This is a genomic window from Alkalihalophilus pseudofirmus OF4 (genome assembly GCF_000005825.2).
Classification (GTDB): Bacteria; Bacillota; Bacilli; order Bacillales; family Bacillaceae_D; genus Alkalihalophilus; species Alkalihalophilus pseudofirmus.
The window spans coordinates 1,264,431-1,284,907 of the sequence record NC_013791.2 but is presented as its reverse complement, the minus strand read 5'-3'; the positions used below and the strand labels follow the sequence as shown (position 1 = coordinate 1,284,907).

The window sequence follows — 20,477 nt, the reverse complement described above, 5'->3', positions numbered from 1 at the left end:
CGTGAACCGGCGCATATAGCTGATGGACCCACGCAATTGCTTAACTGACTGACGCATATAGCAGCTGAAAAGATACAAAAGCAGCCTTAACTGCGGTCTGAAGTAAGATCACAGCCGATTGAAATGGCGGCGAACTGCATCTGCTCTCCCGCGGAACATCCCATGAAGAGCCAGCCTTAGGATAGAAGTCGGCAGGATTGATTGGATTTCAACATTGTCTCTCATTACCGTGGAGTCACCTCTTTTTACAAATGAATGTGTATGCCGCCATGATTTAAGAGGAAAAGGAAGCTTCACACCCACATCTACGAAATATTCATGGGGCTTCACTTCTTGAATGTATGAATGCCAATCGGACCCTACAGGTCCGAGCCCCATTTTCATACGAATCGTATTTCCTTCTCTTGTTTCAGGATCAGAGTGCAGGGTAATCGTTGGAAAAGAAGTGATTTTAACTAGATTTTCAGCTGTTCGAAAAAAAGACCATACCTCTTCAATGGGAGCATCAACTGTCGTTTCATATGTAAAAATATACGTATCCACCTACATCACTCCTTCATTAAGTATGATTTAGTATAATCAATGTAAGCGGAGTATATCAACAAAACTGCTTTTGAAAGAAGGAATGAACTTGAACCACAACATATTAAAGTCTACACCATTTGGTTATGGATTAGCTGTGATTTTTCTTGCTATTAGTTTTTATTGGCAGCCGATTGATTTTTGGATTCTATTCCCGTTATCATTATTTATTTTAACCATCTATGCCTTCTCTTGTATCCAAATGGATGTGAGGGCTATCAACTTAAACGGCTGGCTCGTAGGGGTAATGAGCGGAATTTTGCTTTATTTATTGTTTGCATTTGGGAAATGGATGATCGAGGTTACCGGCCTGCCTTTAATGGAACAGCTTCAGGCCCTCTATACTCTTGTTCAGCCTAGTGCTGCCATTCATTATGTATGTTTATTTTTGATTATTATTCCGGGTGAAGAGTGGTTCTGGCGCGGTTTTATCGTGAATCGGCTGTTAACGCGCTATACTCCCATGAAAGCAGCACTATTTGGAACCGGGCTGTATGCATTCGCCCATGTATTCGCAGGAAGCATTCTATTAGTATTAGCAGCCCTCATTGCTGGTTTTGTATGGTCATATATCTATGTGAAGACAAGGAACTTATGGATTGCGATTATTTCTCACTTAGTATTTGATCTTTTCTTATTACTGCTGTTCCCGCTGTTATAAAAGAAGACCTGTGAGTCATTTTCACAGGTCTTTGTTTTACGCATAAATATTAACGAGCAGCCCTTTTATTTCTCCAACCATATCAAGAATCTGCAAGCCTTTTTTCTCTTTTTCTAGGACTGCATCAGTTAAATCCAGCAGTTTACGATCGACTTCTTGTACGATTTTGTAGATCTTCGTACGTCCCCTGCGGTTAAAGCCCCTTCTCTCTTCAAGGCTTAACCCAAATTGTAAGGCATCTTCCATAAATTCTTTGACTAGCTGCTTATATTTCCGCAGCTCTTCAACCGTTCTTGATTCAGCAAGGACTTTCCCCTGATCATCAATCTTCTGCATTAATTGAGATAACTTCTCGTATGCTTTCTCATCACGCTGTTTCCCCATCACTTCTTGAAAGGAAACTTTAGCTGATGCTTCCTGTTTTTTCGGTTCAATCTTTCCAAGTCCTGTACGAGCAATCCGCCCGACATCCATGATCTCACGTCCTCACCATGATCTTATCTGTGCTGTTATTTTAGCATAAATAGGAAGTAATGAAACGAGAAAAAGCGAAAAGACTTAAGTCTCCTCGCCTTCCCATTTCCGTTATTGTATTAATTATTGTAATAATTGAAGCACACCTTGCGGCAATTGGTTTGCTTGCGCAAGCATCGCTGTTGCTGATTGATTTAAAATATTGTTACGAGTAAATTCCGTCATCTCAAGTGCCATGTCCGCATCACGAATACGAGACTCAGAAGCCGTTAAATTCTCATGAGTAACTTGAAGGTTGTTGATTGTATGCTCCATACGGTTCTGAACCGCCCCAAGCTTCGCACGAGCATCAGAAAGCTTGTTGATTGCTTGGTCGAGTTGGAAGATGGCCGAGTTAGCACCCGCGTTTGAAAGTACATCAATATTCTCGATTCCTAACGTAACGATGTCCATGCGAGGGATATCAATCATTACATTTTGGTTTGTGTTAGGCCCGATTTGGAAAGAGAGAGCGTTGTTGGTGATGTTAAAATCAAGCGTATCATCTGTAATATTCGTATTGAACTGATATTCAATCCCACCGTGCTTAAATAATCCATTGTTTGATACCAATTTCCTTTCAGCTTGGATATCAACAGCTGGTGTAGAGTTATTATCTTTTAATACAACCGACGCTTCTGCTTCCATTTTCACTTTTACCGTACCGGCTGTACTAATTTTTGAAGCATTAATTGAAATTCCAAATATATCTTCTCCAGTAGTTGATGCATCAGATCCAATCTTCACCACTTTGCTTCCAAGCGATAAACCGTTAGGATCTAATATTTCAACTTTAGCATCGTTATTATCTGTATTAACCTCTCTAACCATAATTGTATACTCACCAAATGGCATAGCAGGTTCCTCACCGATATCCTTAGTAAACGTCACGTCATTTGCTTCATCAGAACCTAAACCAGCAGATTTTTGAGTGAAAGTATACTTGTATTCTGCTCCCGAGATACCAACTTGATAATCTCCAGAGGGAAGATTTGCATTTGTCACCTTAGGAAACCCTACTAGATTTATATCATTTGCATTATTTTCATAAGTCGTCAACACTGCACTAAACCCATTCAACAGCTTCCTCGTGTTAAACTCTGTCTTCTCTGAAATGGAATCGATCTCCAGCTTCAACTGGTCAATCTCTTTTTGAATTTGTTCGCGGTCGTATTCTGTGTTTGTGTCATTGGCTGCTTGGACAGCTAATTCACGCATGCGCTGCAGCATCGTATGTACTTCCTGCATTGCTCCTTCAGATGTTTGCATTAGAGAGATGCCGTCCATTGCATTACGTTCAGCCATTTTTAGGCCGCGGATTTGTGAACGCATTTTCTCAGAGATTGCAAGACCCGCTGCATCATCTGCAGCACGGTTAATACGAAGACCTGATGATAGTTTCTCTAAGTTTTTAGACGTTTGAAATTGATTTTGATATAGATTTCTGTAAGCATTAAGTGCTTGAACATTATTATTAATTTTCATTTTAGGAGGCTCCTTTAATCTTGATAAATGGCGGTTGACTCGTATGCATTCGCCTTTTGTTTCATCATCTTCGGCTGTATATCTTTTTTCGATTTCATCGCTTCATTCCATGAAGACATGATCGATTCGATGATCTGAATGACTTCTTCAATCATCGCTTTATCTTTTTTTATATTTGCTTCGACAATTTTATCCGCCGCATAGTTATATACTTGCTCAAGCTGATCCGCAATGATCCCTGCTTCATAATTAATACCAGCACCTAGGCGATGAATGATATCACTCGCTTTTTGCAGTTTTGCGTTCGCTTCTACATATTCTTTTTGATCAATCAACCCTAGTGAATCTTCTAAGTTTATTAAACAAGCCTCATACAACAGTGCTGTCAATTCTTGAGAGGACTTTTGATGAAGGGCTTCGTTTGTTAGGAAAGTGGTCAAACCTTTCCACCTCCGTCTGCATTTTCTTTTGACACTATTAGTATCGACTTATGTCGATGGTTGTTTAATAGTTTTTCTCCATATCTTCAATCAGCAGCAAGATTTCTGCCATAACTGAATAGAGCTGAGGAGGAATATTATCGCCTAAATCCATATCCAGTAAATTCGAAACGAGTGTCGCATCTTCTTGCATATGAATGTCATTTTTATGGGCTAGCTGAATAATCTGATTCGCAAGCTGCCCCCTCCCTTGTGCAACCACCTTTGGAGCACTTCCGTCTTCCTTATCATAACGAATAACAGCAGCAGTTGGTCCGTTCTGAATCCGCCGCTTCGTTTGGTTAAAGTGTTTTTGGACGATCATATTTTAAAGTCAAATCCTTTCTCAGTAAACGTAGGGGTCTGGACCTTTTTCTGTACTTGATCTAGTGCAGGGTCTTGTTCGTCTTGTTTAAGCTTTGAATATTGAATGCCTTTGATTGAATAGCCTATCGCTGATAACTTTTCTACTGCTTGATCAACCAAAGGGGCCATTTTTTTCTCAAATGCTTCTCCATCATTTTTTAACGTAACCGACAATTGACGATCTGCAGCTGAAATAGCGATTCCCACTTCCCCCATCTTATGAGTTTCCATTAAGAAAAATAAACTGCAATTCTCCCAGTCTACCTTCTCTCCCTCATTACGTGAGTTCACAAATACTTGTAAGTTCTCTACTTTATTTTGAAGCAGCATCGGCAAATTGAAAAATAAACTTTGCATGTTTGCTTGTTGGTCAGACCTGCTTAATAATTGCTGACCTGTCATATTATTTAAGGCTTGATTCGCTAATTGATTTAAACGAGTCCCTTCTTCTTCACCTCGAGCAATCTGCATAAGAGTCGCTTTCACATTACGTTCATTTATTTCAGTATGCTCTTTTGCTGCTGCTAATTGCTGGGCAATCTCACTATCACGGTTTAACCCCATCCCTCTGATCATCTCAAACATTGCACGCGGCGACCCTTCTTGGATCGGAGAACGAGCATGTTCACTATACTGCTGTGAGAGGATCTGAGAAGGTGTGCGGCCTTCTTGACCGGAGCGTTCATTTAGCGCTACGTAATGCTTTACTTTTGTTTCTGATGGCTGGAAATTTAATCTTTCTACTAGCTGCTTTACCTCTTTTACGATTTGATTAGCCTGTTCATGAAGGCCCTTTGATAACAGCTTTTTCGCTTCTTGAAGCTGGCTGCTGGCTTGCATTAGGCTTCTCTCTGTCTTCATATCTGTTAAAAGCATCATTTCAGACCGAAGAATCGCATGATCTAACTTTTTGATTGTAGTTTCAAGCAACGGTTTGGCAGTCGGTTCTGCATGCTGTTTGAACTGTTCTGTTTGACGAATGATTTGGTCCAATGTCCGGCTGATCTCACGTTGAAATTGTTTAAACCTCTGGGCAGCTTCGGCTAATTTTTCAGTAACTGTTGTGACAGCAATATTTTTACTTGCCGCCTCGAGGCTTGTTTGATAAAGCTCATTTTGAATGTATTGGTCTGCCCCCAGCAGGCTAGCTCCATTTTGGTTTGGTCCAGTCTGATTAGGACTAAACTGATTAGAGTCAAGACTCATTTTCAATGGTTCTACTTCTATCAGAGCCTGGCTCAAAAGTTGTCTTGATCTCATTTCTCTACCGTTATCAGCTGAATCTGCTGCTTTTATTAAAGCTTCACCGAGCTGTTTTTGGGTCTCTCTAGGTACTTCAGGGTGATTCAGTAGTGACGTTTCAATCATTTGAATAACACGTTGTATATTCGGCTCCTGCTGAAGGGCTTTGCCCGCATCCAGCAATGCACTGCCTAAGGAGTTCGACTGAATCGAATCCAAATTACTTGTCCCATTTACATTCGACTGGATCAATTCTTCGCTTTTAGTAAGAGCCTGAATCATTTGTTCTCGACCAGCTTGAATTAATTGAATTGCTTGCGCGACTGCCTTATCCACTAGCTGCTGGTGAGCGGTAGATAGTTCTTGGCTGCTACGTGCTGTGCGCATCATTTCAACAGCCTCCTCAATCGAACCTCCTGCTTGGCTGATCGCTTGCAGCTCACGATTGATTTGACTGTCAATGCCGCTAGATTGGCGCAGCACCTGACTTACCGCCTCCTGCACCCGCTCTTTGGCGACTTTCGTTAAATGAGCGGCTTCAGTTGTTGAGCGTTCCACTAACTGAGCTGCGTCACGTGATGTCTGAGGATGTTGAACGACTTGGCTTCTTGCCGTTTGAACAGCTCGCTCTATTGATGCATCCTGCTGAATCATTTGACGTATTTGACGCAAATAATCAGGAGACATTCTCCCGTTTTGGTTGCTGCCTAAAGGTTCGCCGTTCCTTGCTGGCAGCTCTTGCCTTCCTTCTGACGTCCGTTCCCTTGGCTCCACTTTAAATTCAGGATCTACTTCCTTTGCGAGATCATTTAACACATGTGTATATGGGCGTCCGTGTAATGCTTCGTGGACACTTCTCAAATGAGTCGACGTTACTTCCAAGCGCTTATTCGCTAACACTTTAACCGTCTCTAACCTGTTTGCCGCATCACCGCTTCTAAGAAACCGGTCTAATTCGGCCACTCCCTCTCTAGTAAGCGGAACGCCTTTATCCATTAGGGCCTGCGCTCCTTCTCTCATCGCAGGTGTGGGATTTTTCGAACCTAAATTTTGCAGTGTTTGCTTCAACGTATCTCTATTTTGGTTGTTTGCTTGAGTAGCTGCGCGCGGCTCCTCATTAACCGCTCGAACATTGATATGAGCTTCTTTTACTTGATCAACTTGTATCGTCACTCGCTCACCAGAGGGTACGCCCCCTTCAAACCTTGCCAGGACCTCTCTTCCTCTAAGACTGATAAGCGCTTCATTATGATCTTTTCTCTCTTTTACTGTTGCTTTATATACATCACCTTCACGTAACGGTATAGCCCGCTCTGGCTGTTGATTTTGAATTTGCTGCAGGTGATTGACTTGCATGCGGCTCACGCTCCCGGTCTTCGTTTCGATTATCCATCGACCTTTTTTATTCTTATTCTTTATATCGGCACGTCCTTGCCCATCTTACATGGTCATTCTTAAAACAAAAAAAGAACCAGAATTATTCTGGTTCTAGAAAATCTTTGCTAAAGCTCGTACCTTCTTCAGTTGATGTTTCTTCTTTTCTCTTCCATTTGCTAGACAATCCTTTTTGCAGTGCCTGCTCACCGAATTTCTCATGCACTTCCTTAACTAAATGAGAAAGCTTTTCTTCTTTTATGTCATCTTGATAATGAAAGAGATCGAGTTGCTTATAAGCATATTGCTGCTCAATCAAATCGTATGTGCTGACACCTAGTAAGCGGACAGATTCTTGGTTCCATGCTTTTAGGAAAATTTGTTTAGCTTGTTTATAGAGATCTTCAGGTTTTTGAGCAGGATTTGAGAGCTTCTGGCTTCTCGTAATCGTTCGCCAATCATGATAGCGGATCGTCAGCTGGATCCCTCTTGCAAAGACTTGCTTTTTTTCAAGGCGCCTTGAGACTGATTGGGATAACTGCTTCAACGTTTGATCAATCACCGCCATGTTTTTAGTATTTTGCTTTAAGGTGGTTGAATGGCCAATTGTTTTAAATTCGTAGATCGCCTCAGGGTCTACCGGGCGATGATCAATACCATTTGCTCGTTCGTGAAGCTTTCGGCCGTTTGTTCCAAACCAGGCTTGAACATCTCCCATTTGAGCATGTGCCAGATCACCAATTGTTTTGATCCCTTTCTTTTCCCACTTTTCTACAGTGCGCCTTCCAATCCCGTGCATCTCACCAATTGGCAAAGTCCATAACTTCTCTTTCATATCTCGTTTTCTCAAAATGGTAATGCCATTAGGCTTTTTCATGTCACTTGCCATCTTTGCCAAAAACTTATTTGGGGCAATACCAATACTACATGGCAAATCAAGCTCTACTTTAATACGGCGTTGAATTTCTGCGGCCAAATGCAGAGGGTGTATTTTGGACAGATACGCTGTTACATCCAAATACCCTTCATCAATTGATACTGGCTGAACAAGCGGAGTGTATTCTCTTAATAACTCAAATAAAGCACGGGACGATTCTTTGTACCGCTCAAAATTTGGTCTTCTTAACTCTAAGTCCGGACAAAGACGAAGGGCCTTCCAAACTGGCATCGTTGTTTTAACCCCTTTTGCACGAGCCTCATAACTGCTGGTGACAATAATTCCGCGACGCTCTTCAACATTTCCGGCAATTGCAAGAGGTTTTCCTCGTAAAGTGGGATCATATGACATTTCCACAGAGGCATAGAAGCTATTCATATCAATATGAAAAATAACTCTTCTTTGATTCATGATGATCCCACTCCTTTACACTTAATTATACGAAAGAATGTTCGTTTTTTAAAGTTATTGGTCCTACAATAATTGCTGTACCATCACCAATTTTAATTAAAAGAATCCATTCTCATACTTTTTTAATTTTCGCTAAAACTAGTATCATACCAAGGATACAAAGTATAAGTCAATATTTTTTTGCGATTTTATTTAAAAAAACATTGCCTTTCATGTATATTTCAGATAAGGTTAAAGTAGCAGGCGAAACGATAAGGTTGTTGTCGAAAGCCTGCAAATTGGAGGTGTCTTATTATGACCCACTATCAGTTGAAATGTGATCAGCGCTATGCCGATGTATTCGACCGCATTGTCGTTCTCCTCCACGCATATAAAAAGGAACATGCCAAGTCACCTACGATTGCACAAATTGCATCTATAATCGGTGACAGTGAGGAAATGGTGTTAGAAAGCATAGAATTCGGACGGTATTCACCGCAACAATCGCCATTTTTACACTAGAACTTATCCAAATGTATGGACCCACGCAATATTCCGCACGATCGGCAAAATGACTATATAGTCGTTATCTCTGTCTGCCGAAACATCCCAGAAAAACTTCTTTGAGCTATAGTATAAATAGTAAGTTTTCGAGGTGTACCAGGTGATGATTGCATGATTGCTCGTGTTTGTTTATTTTATAAACCATACAAACAATTAACATCATCTGGCCCTCTTTTATGTATATAAGATTTCCTATAAATAGAAAAAACCGATGAACTAGACTGACCTAGTCATATGAGACAGTAATAAAACACCTTCCTAGGCTGCCATATCACCAAACTTTATTGGTGTGTGGTAGCCTAATTTTTCTTGGATACGTTCATCGTTATAATACCTCATAAATTGATCTACACGATCCCTTACTTCTTCTAAAGACAAGGAATTGAATTTAACATACTGAAATTCTTCTGATTTCAGGTTCGAATGGAAAGACTCAATGACTGCGTTGTCCCAACAGTTTCCCCGGCGTGACATACTACTGACCAAATTCTTTTCTTTAATCCGATTTTGATAAGCATAAGAAGAATAAACACTTCCTTGATCTGAATGGATGATGACTCCTTTGGGGTTTCCTCGCGTTTCTAGTGCTTCATCCAAGGTATCAATCACCAAAGGGATTTGTTGATGAGTATAAAGCTTATAAGCAACGATTTGATTATTAAACAAGTCCATGATCGTTGATAAATATAAAGTGTCTGGACCATACTGGATGTAGGTAATATCCGTTACCCACTTTTGGTTAGGTTTGCTTGCGTTAAATTCTCGCTGTAATAAGTTTGGCGCAACAATGACAGATTCCCCTAGAGATTTCCACCTTCTTTTTTGCTTTACTCTACATTGAAGGTGGTATTTCTGCATGATCCGTTGAACAGTATTACGGTTTAATTTGATATGATAGTCACGTTTTAATAGCTCCTTGATTTTACGATGACCATATCGATACTTTGTTTTTTCGCAAAGGTAGATAATCGTTTCCTCTTCCTTAGACAACTCGACTGGTTGCGCAGATGCCCAGCGATAATAGGTGGATCTGGGAACATTTAAAGCTGATAAAATAGCTGATACTGTATATTTTTTTCGTAAAGTCTGGACTAGTTGGAGGACGATTTCTTTTTCAGCTCCTTTTCGATCTCCAAATACTTTTTTAAGATTTCATTTTCCTGCTTTAAATGATTCATTTGACGTTCTTTTTTCTCTTCATTACTTGAACTGTCAGGTCCATGACCATATGAATATTGCTTCCCAATTGGTTGATCGAATCGATGAACCTGATTTTCACGATACCATTTCATCCACGTTTTGATCTGAGACACATTTTTAATCCCATATTTCTCCATGATCTCCTGGTTCGTAAACTGACCACTCATCTTATCTTTCACGACTGCCCACTTAACTTCATTTGAATATACGTTTTTGCCCATGCAAAAACACCTCCGAATTAGTACTTTGTTTAAGTGTACCATTTCGAAGGTGTTTTATAGTGTCTCATTAATTTAGGTTAGTCTAGAACCTTCTTAAGTCCACCGGTCTCTTTACCCCTAAATTATTTTGCCGCTTCTTTTACTACCGCTACTACTGCTTCTGATAACTTCACAAGCTCTTCAATCGGCATTCTTTCATTCTTTGTATGGATCTCTTCGTAACCTACAGCAAGGTTAACGGTCGGCACTCCGTGTCCTGCGAAGATATTTGCATCACTTCCTCCGCCGCTTTGAAGTAATTCCGGTGTACGGCCAATCGCTGTCATTGCACGTTTAGCCACTTCAACAACTTCATCACCATCACCTAGCTTAAACCCTGGATACATTACATCAATTTCAACGTCAGCTTTTGTACCCATTTCCTTAGCCGTTTGTTCAAACGCTTCTTTCATTTTCGCTACTTGCGCTTCCATTTTTTCATTCACCAAAGAACGGGCTTCCGCCAAAATAGCCACGTGATCGCACACGATATTCGTTTGACTTCCCCCTTCAAAACGGCCGATATTTGCTGTCGTTTCTTCGTCAATTCGGCCTAAAGGCATTTTTGAGATTGCTTTTGCTGCCACTGTAATAGCTGAAATCCCCTTCTCTGGAGCAACACCGGCATGTGCAGTCTTGCCGTGAACAACGGCTTTAACTTTTGCTTGTGTTGGTGCCGCTACAATAATATTACCTACAGGTCCATCACTATCTAGCGCAAAGCCGTATTTCGCTTTAAGATGAGCAGGATCCATTGCTTTTGCCCCTACAAGTCCAGATTCTTCTCCGACCGTAATAATAAATTGAATCGTCCCGTGTTCGATATTTTGTTCTTTAAGCACGCGGATCCCTTCAAGCATCGCTGCAATACCCGCTTTATCATCAGCACCTAAAATCGTTGTTCCGTCTGTGACAATATATCCATCTTTAATTGACGGCTTAACTCCCTTACCTGGTACAACTGTATCCATATGAGAAGTGAAATAAATTGCATCTACCCCATCTTTTGTTCCCGGTAATGTACAAATGAGGTTTCCTGCACTGTGATCTGTTTTATCAGCTGCATCATCTTCAACTACCTCTACTCCAAGAGAAGTGAATTTTTCTGTCAAAATCGGTGCAATTTCCGCTTCAAACTTTGTTTCTGAATCAATTTGTACAAGCTCTAAAAATTCATCTACTAAACGTTTTTCATTAATCATTATGTAAGCCTCCAATTTGTAGTTTCAGCTTAATGGTACATGATTTCAAGGAATTTTTCACCTTTTCAAGCGATAGCCACTACATTATCTAAAATAAAACACTAAAAAGATGCATCAAATCAATGATGCATCTATATCACACTTTATTTTGTCACTTGCTCTTTTTCACAGAATTCATATAGAACACCTCTGGCTGATTTAGGATGTAAAAACGCCACTTTTGCTCCACCAGCTCCTGGTACAGGCTCATCATTGATCATTTTTACGCCATTCTCTTTGATATCTTCAATTCTTGATTCAATGTTCGTTACACCAAGTGCAATATGATGAACCCCTTCACCGCGTTTTGCAATAAATTTAGCAATTGGACTTTCATCTGACAGCGGCTCTAATAATTCAATCTTAGATTCGCCAACCCCTAAAAAGGCTACTTTCACTCCTTGAGACGGTACTTCTTCAATATCAATTAGACGTAATTTCAAGCTTCCTACATAAAAAGGCAGAACCTCTTCAATAGATGCTACCGCAATCCCAATATGATCAATTTTTTTCGGTGTTTTTTCACTCAAAGGAACCACTCCTCCATTTATGACAGTCTAGTTATAACATTCGTTCCACCAATCAAAAAATCCTGCATATCCTGTCAAATTTTCTCGATTACGAAGGTACCCCTTGTCCTAATAGCGAGTTCTTAGTAAAATATAGGGTACAGACGTATGAGGGAGGGTATTACATGCCACGCAAATTCCAAAAAACAATTATTTATATTATGATTTTCACTATGGTTGTAGGAACACTTTTAATGGGTGTATCACTATTCTAATCACTCATCTAACGATAAAAGTCGCTGCCAGAGTTCTGGCAGCGACTTTCTTACATAGCACCTGCATCTTTCGCTAATTGTTCAAAAGATGCATCTTTTTGCTTCAGAATATGAACTTTCGTACCTAAAGGAATTTGATCAAATAGCTGCTCAACTTCTTCATTGGGCAGGCGTACGCATCCTGCCGTCACGTGAGAGCCGATCGAGTCAGGTCTATTGGTCCCGTGGATTCCATAGATCCTGCCATCGGTTCCTTCCGCATCAAATCCGATCCATCTGGTGCCAAGAGGGTTATGTGGATCACCGCCTTTAATGTCCAATTTTCTGTAATATGGATTTTCAGCTTTCACCACAACAGTAAACTCTCCCTCAGGTGTTTCTGCACCCTCTTTTCCGCTCGCTACTCTATATACCCTTTGAACCTGGCCATCATAAATAAAAGCCAGTTCATTTGTTTCAATATTAATGATCAGGTAAGGATCGCCCAATGCAGGATTCTCACCCAAAGGCCAAATCGGGGAAAACACCATTAAAAGCGATAACATCACAGCTGCCACATAATCACCAGCCCTGCTTTTTACCTGTAGCTTGCCTCTTAAATAGATCGTTTATCCACGTGATTCCATAAGCTGTCTTTAATATGAAGATATTGCCTTAATTCATGCATAATGTAGAATAAAGACGAGCGAATTTCAAACTCCTCTCTTGTCTTAGGCAGTTCCATTTCCCTGAATTCCGCTTCCATTTGATCAAGGCGTTCTAAGAAGTAAACCACATGATTAGCAGGACTTAACGATTTACTTAATTCATCTAAGAAATCCGCTAGCTGAACGCTTTGAGGCAACGATCTCTCTAATGAAGAGATAAAAGGCATCAGGCGTTCAACAATTTCAAACTGCTTCTCCCTCATCTTGAAATAATGATAATATTGGTCTTCATAACGCATTATGTGGTTATGAACATTTCGTAAAGCTTCATTCTTACCCTTCTTCAACAATTCCACTGTCTCTGGAATTTCAGCTCCGTCCCAATCACTTTGTCCGTGCCGTAAATATTCAGCCATTTCATGCAGAATCTTTTTAAAGTGATCTTCTATGTCCTTTAAATAAACACGTAAAACTTTTTCGCTGCTTGGCATATATAAATTCATAATTAATGCAACACCTATTCCGATGATGATTAATAATAATTCATTAATAATAATGGCGGTTGAGACTTGCTGCAGTGTATAGAGATGCAAGACGATAACTAAGCTCGTTACAATTCCCTCTTGAACTTTCAACATAACGGCTGTAGGTATGAACACTAGCAGCAATAAACCGAGCGACCAAGGTTCATATCCCACTAATTCAAAAATAATCACGCTGTAAGCCATGCCGATCAGACAAGCAGCAAAACGCTGCCAGGATACGATTAATGACTTTCTTTTTGTAATGGAAATACAAAGGATCGTAATAATGGCTGCTGAAGCATAAAAATCTAGTTGAAGAAGCTGGGCAATGGCGATTGCTATCGCTGCACCTACTGCTGTTTTTAAGGTTCGATAGCCAATTTTAAAATTCATTCATCACAGGCCTTTCTTTTATTATTGTTTTTATCATACCTTACTTTATTGTCATTTAATATAAAAAAGACCCACAGCCTATCACTGTGAATCTCTTCGTTATAATACCTTTTCAAGAAAGTCTTTGGCACGTTCTGATTTAGGCTCTGTAAAAAAGGTTTCAGGCGGAGCGTCCTCGACGAGCTTGCCTCCGTCTAAAAATAACACTCGATCAGCAACTTCACGCGCAAATCCCATCTCATGAGTTACGATCATCATCGTCATTCCTGTATGAGCTAAATCTTTCATAACAGCCAGCACCTCTTTAACCATTTCAGGATCAAGAGCTGATGTCGGCTCATCAAAAAGCATCACCTCAGGTTCCATAGCGAGCGCTCGTGCAATCGCCACACGTTGCTTTTGTCCCCCTGACAGCCTGTTAGGGTACTCATCTCGTTTTTCAAGCAGTCCAACCTTTTTCAAAAGCTTTTCTGCACGTTCTACGGCCTCGCTTTTTGACACTCCTTTTACTGTCATAGGAGCATACGTCAAATTCTGAAGCACTGTCATATGAGGGAAAAGATGAAAATGCTGAAACACCATCCCGATCTGCTCACGTACTTTGAGTACATTCGTCTTCTTATTTGTCAGATCTTGATCTCCGACCCAAATATGACCTGCTGTAGGCTTTTCTAAGAGATTAATGCAGCGGAGGAAGGTTGATTTTCCAGAGCCTGAAGGTCCAATAACCGCTACAACGTCTCCTTTATTTACTTCCGTTGAAATCCCTTTTAAGACCTCAACTTTTCCAAAGGCTTTATGCAAATTATCGACCTTAATCACTGCGTTGCAATCTCCTTTCGATCATTCGTCCAATAATGGTCAACACCATCACCATCACATAATAAATTAAACCAACAAACAATAACGCTTCGAAATACTTATAGATCTGCGCATTGACCATTTGAGCACGGCGCATAATATCCCACACCCCGATAATCGATACAATGGCTGACTCTTTCGTTAAGTTAATGAACTCATTAAAAAGGGCAGGAAGAATATTACGAAATGCTTGCGGTAAAATGATTCTGATCATCATTGGACGCTCAGGGATACCTAATGCAGCGGCAGCTTCTTTTTGACCTTTATCAACCGCTTGAATCCCTGCACGGATAATTTCTGAAACATAGGCAGATGAGTTTAAACCAAAGGCTAGGACCCCTGCTAAAAAGGCACTCATTTCAATTCCAAATTGCGGCGCCCCATAATAAATGATGGATAATTGCAAAATTAATGGCGTCCCGCGGAAAACAGATGTATACGCATGAGCAAACCAGCGCAGTACAGCTATCTTGCCAATTTTCATGATGGCTAAAATAATTCCTAAGATTAGACCGACTAATAATGAGGTAGATACAAATTGTAATGTAACCCCAATCCCTTTTAATATAAAAGGGATATGGGGTTCAATCACTCTAAAATCTATGTTCATGACTGAATGTTTCCTTCCTACACAACGTATTCTTTATTCTTCAGCGTCGAACCATTTGATAATCAGCTCGTCCATTAGGCCGCTGTCAATCATTTCGTTTAATTTATCATTGAAAGGTTCAACAAGCTCGCTGCCTTTAGGGAAGGCAATCGCAGAACCAGCTAGTTCCTCACTTGGCACTTCAAATTGCGCTAAGCCTGATTGAGACTCCATATAACCTGCAGCAACGGTATCTTCCATAAGGATCGCATCAAGACGACCTGCTAGTAATTCTTGAATTAATTCAGGAATACGGTCACGTTTTTCTACATTAAAACCAATCTCTTCTGCTAAATCTTCTGCTTCCCCTTCTTGGATGGAACCAAGCTGGACTCCGACAGTTAATCCCTCAAGATCTTCAACTGCACTTAATCCTTGATCTTCTTTAGACACAATTAAATTCTGTGCTTCATAATAGATATCTGAGAAATCAACATTCTCTTTACGTTCTTCTGTTGGTGTCATTCCAGCTAGTACAAAATCTGCACGGCCTGCTTCCATTGCTGGAATTAACCCGTTAAAATCAACATCTTGAATTTCAAGTTCATACCCTAATTCACTTGCAATGTGATTCGCAATATCAATATCAAAACCGACAATCTCACCTGACTCTAAATCCACAGACTCATACGGAGGATAATCAGCTGATGTGGCCATAATTAATGTGCCGCCTTCTCCTGATGTTGCATCTTCATTCACTTCTTCAGTCGGTTCCTCAGCTGGTGCTTCCACTTCCGCAGGCCCGTCCCCCTCTGCTCCACACCCTGCTAATAATCCTACTGATAGGATTGCCGATAATCCTACTGATAGGATTGCCGATAATCCTGCCACACTCCACTTATACTTTTTCATCATTATTAACCCCCAACTATCTTTCTAGTAATATAATAATTATGCTTGTAGATGCATAATAACACATAGTTTTATGCATGAAAATAACTTTTCTAAAAAAAATCTTTTTTTAATTAATATCAGAAAATTCATGTTTTTTCAACTATAATCTCTTTTTTCACAAAAAAAAGATGACCGCTAAAAGCGATCATCACCTTACATTTATTTATTCTGCTTCTTCTTCTTCTACTTCGATGTCATCTTCTTGTTCCATTGCTGGATCATCTGCTGGAGCTGGCTCATCTACCGGCTCACCGCATGCTGCTAATACACTTACTGATAATGCACCTGCTAGTAATGTATAAAGTAGTTTCTTGCTCATTGAAAATTCCTCCTTCGTGTCGGTTGAAATTTTATACTAATGTGCTTCGAACTACACCTATCATACTAAAACAAAATGCACTTTATAAGTCATTTTCCTAAAATTACAAGTTTTCACAAAATTATTTGAGAGTTTCCCACCCTATGACAGTCAGTGACAAAAATTAAAAAACAATTAATATACAATTAAAAAACCACAGCACTATGTACAATGGCTTAATGAACTGTGGTTTTAGTCTTGGAGGTACCCCCTATTTATTTGTATTAACAGCATGAAACGGACATTTAGAAGTAATCGGCTCACAATCATCCCCGATGAAAAATTGTTTCCATTCGTGATGGGCAGGATCACCATAATGACTGATATCAGGATGCTTCGGGAGCTTATCCCATGCCTCTACTCGTTTTCTTACTGCTTCTCTAGAATTTATCCCATTCGGTTCTGTTCCTTTTAGACCTTCAAAGATTCGACGAGGCTGAATTCCAATGACCATACTCTCGCCTAAATTTCTTGTGATTCGCTGTTTATAGGCAGGAGCATTTCCAAATGCAAAAATCGATTCATCGTCAAAGCAAAACGACCATAAGAAATCATTTGGATCTGCTGGTGTGTGTTCGGGCCACTTTTTTGGATCATGCCGATTCAAGTATTGCAATACATCCCAGAAATAGTTTCTATAATAGGAAAGAGGCTGTTCTTTATTTTCAGGCTCTACGAATATAAAAAGGCCGCGCCGTACTAAAGGAGGCTCTTTCACTAATTGTAAAAAGGTTGAAAGAGTACGAGGAAGATGAGACCAATCAGAATGACTGATATAGGAATACCTGAGCTCCCCTCTTTCTTCACCTGTTCTGCCAAAAAAACAAGGGAAAGTTGGCTTCATCACTACTTCGCGATATTTATGATATTCCTCACTTACCCATTTAGGTACAATTTTTTCATTTTGCATATGCTCACTTGTTAATAAGTAGTTTGATTGCATATTCATAAAAAACCCCTCCCTACCTTCACTTTATGATGATGATGTATAAAATAGAATATTCTTGCCGGTTTATGAATAACTTGTCTTATGCCTGTTATAGACGCATAAAAAGGGGGTGCGCTGCTTGATATCAAGCATTCTATTAGGCATTGCCCTAGCAGCACCGGTAGGGCCTATTAGTTTAGAGATGATTAAACGTGGTGTGAGATTTGGATTTTTTGCCTCCTTAGCAATAGGGCTTGGCGGCATGACTGCTGATGCTTTATTTATGCTTCTCATATACTTTGGGCTGACACATTTTTTAACGATCGAAATCGTTCATATCCTATTGTTTTTCTTCGGCAGTCTTTTTCTGCTCAAATTAAGCATTGAATCAATCAATAACACCATGAAACCTATAGATACGGTGAATCAAAATGAAACTCCTTCAAATAGAATCGTACTGAATAGTTATGTTATTGGCTTTACAATCGCACTTATAAATCCAATTAATATTCTTTTTTGGTTCGGGATTTATGGCTCTGTGTTAAGCGAGACTGCTCATAACACATCTATAAATGCTGTATTCTATCAAGGTGTGTTCATTTTTTTAGGTATCTTTCTATGGAATGTATGCATTTCAACCTTATCAAAACTAACATCCTTTGTTATGAATAACCGATTGCATCAGTATATTCATGGCTTTGCGGCATTCTTGCTTATGTATTACAGTCTGCATTTCGGATATGAATGTATCCAATCGATTCGATTAGCCCTTGCCTAACCATTCACGATTTTGACAGAAACTAAACCTCCCTATCGTTCCTGATTCTAGTATAATGAAAAAAATACCAGAAAGTGAGAGAGTGAAATGCAGTATAGAAGAGAAGAATCATTCCGCTATGAATTTAGTGAACCCCTTAAGTCAACCTTTAAAATCATTCGAATCTCTGATGCAAATGTTGAGAGTAAAGAAGGTGAGATGTACATCTTAGATATAAGTGCCGGAGGAGTCAAAATGAATACTCACCTTGAGCTGCCCGACCCCAATAAGGCTAAGGTTGAAGTCGAGGTTGAATTGCAGCTTGCCGAAAAAAATTTAGATGTACAAGGAGAGATCGTTTGGAAAAAACCATTCGGGAGAAGCTACCATTACGGAATTGATTTCTCCATTACTGAGACCGAGAGTCAAGAATTAATAAAGATATTAAAAGGGCATATCAAATATATCCAGACTAAAAAAGAACATGAGTGATCATGTTCTTTTATGCTTATTATCCTTCATAAACGGGAAGAATGACGTCAATTCTTGTCCCTGCTCCTTCTTCACTATGAATCGTTAAGATCCCTTGGTGATGTTCAATGATTTTATAGCAAACCATGAGGCCAAGACCTGTTCCTTTCTCTTTTGTTGAGTAAAATGGTTCCCCTAATCGCGCAATCCGTTCACTAGAAATGCCGCAGCCATTATCTTCAATTTGGATACAAATCTGATCCTCTGCGTGATTTAGCAGTCTAATGACTATTTCCCCGTTCACATCAACAGCTTCTATCGCATTTTTTATTAAATTCAGCAAGACCTGTTTTAATTGCTTTTCAGAGCCGCAGATAGGAGGAACGTTTTCATATTCAAAATCAATCTGTACATTTTTCATAATAGATTGTGTCTCTACTAACGTCATGACTTTATTTACAAGCGGCTGCAAGTGTAGGTTGTCAAAAGTCGATTCATGGTTTGGTTTTGCCAAGGTTAAATATTCATAGATAATTGATTCAACTCGTTCCAATTCTTCCATTACTAAATCTAAGAATTGTTCATTAAATTCCTTTTCACGCTGAAATAACTGTAGAAATCCTTTTATAGCTGTTAACGGATTTCTAATTTCATGTGCTACTCCTGCTGCTAGCTGGGCAACGACAGATAATTTATCTGACTTTCTAATTAAATCGTCCATTCGGTTTCTTTCAGAGACATCTTTTAAGATTGTTCTAAAAGCAGGCTTTCCTTTAAATAAAATGACCGTTGACGTTGCTTCTACATCCACTTTCGAACCGTCCAAACATTGAAGCTCAAATACAGAAGTGGTCATTTTCTTTTTTCCGGACAGAAGCAATCTGGCGTTTTCCCTAATCCGCTTAAAGTCATCTGCTTTATAGAGTGCTTCAATTTTTTTATTAATTAACTCCTTTCTGTTAGCTGCTTTAAACAACTTTTCTCCGGCAGGATTAATATAAATTAACTTGCTCCCATCATGAACGGAGATCGTTTCTGGGGTATGCTCGACTAAACTTTTATATCTCCTCTCACTCTCACGCAGATCATGTTCCATCTCTTTTCGTTTAGAACAATCGGTGAAATACAAAGTTACTTGATCCTCAATGCGATATGCTCGCACATCGTACCATGCCTTCATCTCATCGATATAATATTCCACTTGAATGCTTTCTTCTCCAGATAATAACTCATACACCTTCTTAGAGAGTCCAGGCTGATCCATTTGTAAAAGCGACCAAAAATCCCTTCCATTGAATTGTTCCCCAGACATCCCTAACAGCCTTTCCGCTTTATCATTGACAAATAAAAAGGTCCCATCCAGCTTAATCGTGATAATCCCGTCTTTAATCCCGTTAAGAATCTTTCTAGCAAATGCTTCATTTGGTTGAAAGGCAGTATCGGCATCTTCACTATGACTCTGCATAACTTGTAATAAATATTCACGTTCGTTCATTTGAATGGGTGTTAATATACATGTCAACGTTGTATCTATACCGGATATCCCATTAGTTTGTACTTTAAGTTTCTTAAACTGTTTTAAATCGGCAAAGAAGTCTCCATTTACTTGAGAAGATTTTTGCTGCACCGAATCTTTATTAGGCAACTTAGGTTCGAATAGATCCGATTCAAAAAAAACAGAAGTAAATAAACGGTCTCCAAGCATTTCATTAATATTTGTATACAACAATTCTCCTGTCTTAAATCCAAATAGTTCAGACCATTTATGATTTATTTCAATAATTGTTCCATTCCGATCTAAAAAGGCTTGAGCAACTCTTGTTCTATTTTCACTCGCACACCATATTGTATCAACCATACCCATTCTCCTAACTTTACTAAATACATTTAGCATTACGTAAAGTTCTGCAAAATTCT

The 20,477-nt window shown here is 39.6% G+C and carries 23 protein-coding genes; 5 read left to right on the top strand and 18 right to left on the bottom strand.

Features of this window, described 5'->3' with window-relative positions; translation table 11 throughout:
• Window positions 1-108 precede the first annotated feature (108 nt).
• Window positions 109-543, bottom strand: a complete 435-nt coding sequence (locus tag BPOF4_RS06460) for an SRPBCC family protein (RefSeq protein WP_012958280.1) — start codon at window positions 541-543, stop codon at window positions 109-111.
• Window positions 544-631: 88 nt separating this feature from the next.
• On the opposite strand from BPOF4_RS06460, the gene BPOF4_RS06455 reads away from it, so the two are divergent.
• Window positions 632-1,243, top strand: a complete 612-nt coding sequence (locus BPOF4_RS06455; RefSeq protein WP_012958279.1) for a CPBP family intramembrane glutamic endopeptidase — start codon at window positions 632-634, stop codon at window positions 1,241-1,243.
• 36 nt (window positions 1,244-1,279) lie between these two features.
• Here the strand turns inward: BPOF4_RS06455 and BPOF4_RS06450 are convergent, their stop codons facing one another.
• The 6 genes from BPOF4_RS06450 to BPOF4_RS06425 all read right to left on the bottom strand — a co-directional run bounded on the left by BPOF4_RS06450 (window position 1,280) and on the right by BPOF4_RS06425 (window position 8,053).
• Window positions 1,280-1,717: a YaaR family protein gene (locus BPOF4_RS06450; protein WP_012958278.1), complete on the bottom strand. Its 438-nt coding sequence runs from the start codon at window positions 1,715-1,717 to the stop codon at window positions 1,280-1,282.
• A 123-nt stretch (window positions 1,718-1,840) separates the two neighbouring features.
• On the bottom strand, window positions 1,841-3,241 hold the full coding sequence (locus BPOF4_RS06445) for a flagellin N-terminal helical domain-containing protein (protein ID WP_012958277.1): 1,401 nt from the start codon (window positions 3,239-3,241) through the stop codon (window positions 1,841-1,843).
• A gap of 14 nt (window positions 3,242-3,255) precedes the next feature.
• Complete coding sequence (fliS, locus tag BPOF4_RS06440) at window positions 3,256-3,681, bottom strand: flagellar export chaperone FliS (protein WP_012958276.1); 426 nt, start codon at window positions 3,679-3,681, stop codon at window positions 3,256-3,258.
• A gap of 64 nt (window positions 3,682-3,745) precedes the next feature.
• A complete protein-coding gene (locus BPOF4_RS06435; RefSeq protein WP_012958275.1) occupies window positions 3,746-4,045 on the bottom strand; it encodes an EscU/YscU/HrcU family type III secretion system export apparatus switch protein in 300 nt (99 codons plus the stop codon).
• Window positions 4,042-6,684 (bottom strand): coiled-coil domain-containing protein, encoded by a 2,643-nt coding sequence (locus BPOF4_RS21160; protein ID WP_012958274.1) that lies wholly within the window; start codon window positions 6,682-6,684, stop codon window positions 4,042-4,044. The genes BPOF4_RS06435 and BPOF4_RS21160 overlap by 4 nt, the downstream gene beginning before the upstream one ends.
• Before the next feature lie 121 nt (window positions 6,685-6,805).
• The gene (locus tag BPOF4_RS06425; protein ID WP_238446509.1) at window positions 6,806-8,053 is read right to left on the bottom strand and encodes a DNA polymerase IV; all 1,248 of its coding nucleotides are present in this window, start codon (window positions 8,051-8,053) and stop codon (window positions 6,806-6,808) included.
• A 291-nt stretch (window positions 8,054-8,344) separates the two neighbouring features.
• Here BPOF4_RS06425 and BPOF4_RS06420 point away from each other — a divergent pair, with 291 nt between their 5' ends.
• Complete coding sequence (locus BPOF4_RS06420) at window positions 8,345-8,551, top strand: hypothetical protein (protein WP_012958272.1); 207 nt, start codon at window positions 8,345-8,347, stop codon at window positions 8,549-8,551.
• A gap of 300 nt (window positions 8,552-8,851) precedes the next feature.
• Here the strand turns inward: BPOF4_RS06420 and BPOF4_RS06415 are convergent.
• From BPOF4_RS06415 to mce, 3 genes are all read right to left on the bottom strand, one after another.
• Window positions 8,852-10,014 (bottom strand): IS3 family transposase gene (locus BPOF4_RS06415; protein WP_087943500.1). Its coding sequence is split into 2 segments (ribosomal slippage): window positions 8,852-9,738 and window positions 9,738-10,014, totalling 1,164 coding nucleotides; the frame shifts between segments, so codons are not numbered across the junction.
• A gap of 122 nt (window positions 10,015-10,136) precedes the next feature.
• On the bottom strand, window positions 10,137-11,255 hold the full coding sequence (locus BPOF4_RS06405; RefSeq protein ID WP_012958269.1) for a M20/M25/M40 family metallo-hydrolase: 1,119 nt from the start codon (window positions 11,253-11,255) through the stop codon (window positions 10,137-10,139).
• 143 nt (window positions 11,256-11,398) lie between these two features.
• The gene (gene mce / locus BPOF4_RS06400; RefSeq protein ID WP_012958268.1) at window positions 11,399-11,824 is read right to left on the bottom strand and encodes a methylmalonyl-CoA epimerase; all 426 of its coding nucleotides are present in this window, start codon (window positions 11,822-11,824) and stop codon (window positions 11,399-11,401) included.
• 164 nt (window positions 11,825-11,988) lie between these two features.
• Here mce and prli42 point away from each other — a divergent pair, with 164 nt between their 5' ends.
• The gene (prli42, locus tag BPOF4_RS22135; protein WP_022626944.1) at window positions 11,989-12,078 is read left to right on the top strand and encodes a stressosome-associated protein Prli42; all 90 of its coding nucleotides are present in this window, start codon (window positions 11,989-11,991) and stop codon (window positions 12,076-12,078) included.
• A 50-nt stretch (window positions 12,079-12,128) separates the two neighbouring features.
• On the opposite strand, the gene BPOF4_RS06395 is transcribed toward prli42, so the two are convergent.
• The 7 genes from BPOF4_RS06395 to BPOF4_RS06370 form a co-directional block, all read right to left on the bottom strand.
• Window positions 12,129-12,623: a L,D-transpeptidase gene (locus tag BPOF4_RS06395; protein ID WP_012958267.1), complete on the bottom strand. Its 495-nt coding sequence runs from the start codon at window positions 12,621-12,623 to the stop codon at window positions 12,129-12,131.
• A gap of 50 nt (window positions 12,624-12,673) precedes the next feature.
• Window positions 12,674-13,642 (bottom strand): aromatic acid exporter family protein, encoded by a 969-nt coding sequence (locus BPOF4_RS06390; RefSeq protein WP_012958266.1) that lies wholly within the window; start codon window positions 13,640-13,642, stop codon window positions 12,674-12,676.
• Between the two features lie 99 nt (window positions 13,643-13,741).
• Window positions 13,742-14,464, bottom strand: coding sequence for an amino acid ABC transporter ATP-binding protein (locus tag BPOF4_RS06385; protein WP_012958265.1), 723 nt, complete (start codon window positions 14,462-14,464; stop codon window positions 13,742-13,744).
• Window positions 14,457-15,113: an amino acid ABC transporter permease gene (locus BPOF4_RS06380; RefSeq protein ID WP_012958264.1), complete on the bottom strand. Its 657-nt coding sequence runs from the start codon at window positions 15,111-15,113 to the stop codon at window positions 14,457-14,459. Before BPOF4_RS06380 ends, BPOF4_RS06385 begins: the two co-directional genes overlap by 8 nt.
• Window positions 15,114-15,146: 33 nt before the next feature.
• A complete protein-coding gene (locus BPOF4_RS06375) occupies window positions 15,147-16,004 on the bottom strand; it encodes a transporter substrate-binding domain-containing protein (protein WP_012958263.1) in 858 nt (285 codons plus the stop codon).
• 205 nt (window positions 16,005-16,209) lie between these two features.
• Window positions 16,210-16,365 carry a hypothetical protein gene (locus BPOF4_RS22420; RefSeq protein WP_012958262.1) on the bottom strand — a complete coding sequence of 52 codons (156 nt, stop codon included), beginning with the start codon at window positions 16,363-16,365 and terminating at the stop codon, window positions 16,210-16,212.
• A 250-nt stretch (window positions 16,366-16,615) separates the two neighbouring features.
• Window positions 16,616-17,347, bottom strand: coding sequence for a YqcI/YcgG family protein (locus tag BPOF4_RS06370; protein WP_041822685.1), 732 nt, complete (start codon window positions 17,345-17,347; stop codon window positions 16,616-16,618).
• A gap of 124 nt (window positions 17,348-17,471) precedes the next feature.
• Between BPOF4_RS06370 and BPOF4_RS06365 the strand changes: the two genes are divergently transcribed.
• Together BPOF4_RS06365 and BPOF4_RS06360 are read left to right on the top strand one after the other, a co-directional pair.
• A complete protein-coding gene (locus tag BPOF4_RS06365; RefSeq protein ID WP_012958260.1) occupies window positions 17,472-18,110 on the top strand; it encodes a LysE family transporter in 639 nt (212 codons plus the stop codon).
• Between the two features lie 87 nt (window positions 18,111-18,197).
• Entirely contained in the window at window positions 18,198-18,581 is a 384-nt protein-coding gene (locus BPOF4_RS06360; protein ID WP_012958259.1) for a PilZ domain-containing protein, read from the top strand.
• Between the two features lie 19 nt (window positions 18,582-18,600).
• On the opposite strand, the gene BPOF4_RS21155 is transcribed toward BPOF4_RS06360, so the two are convergent.
• Complete coding sequence (locus BPOF4_RS21155; protein ID WP_012958258.1) at window positions 18,601-20,418, bottom strand: PAS domain-containing sensor histidine kinase; 1,818 nt, start codon at window positions 20,416-20,418, stop codon at window positions 18,601-18,603.
• Window positions 20,419-20,477 lie beyond the last annotated feature (59 nt).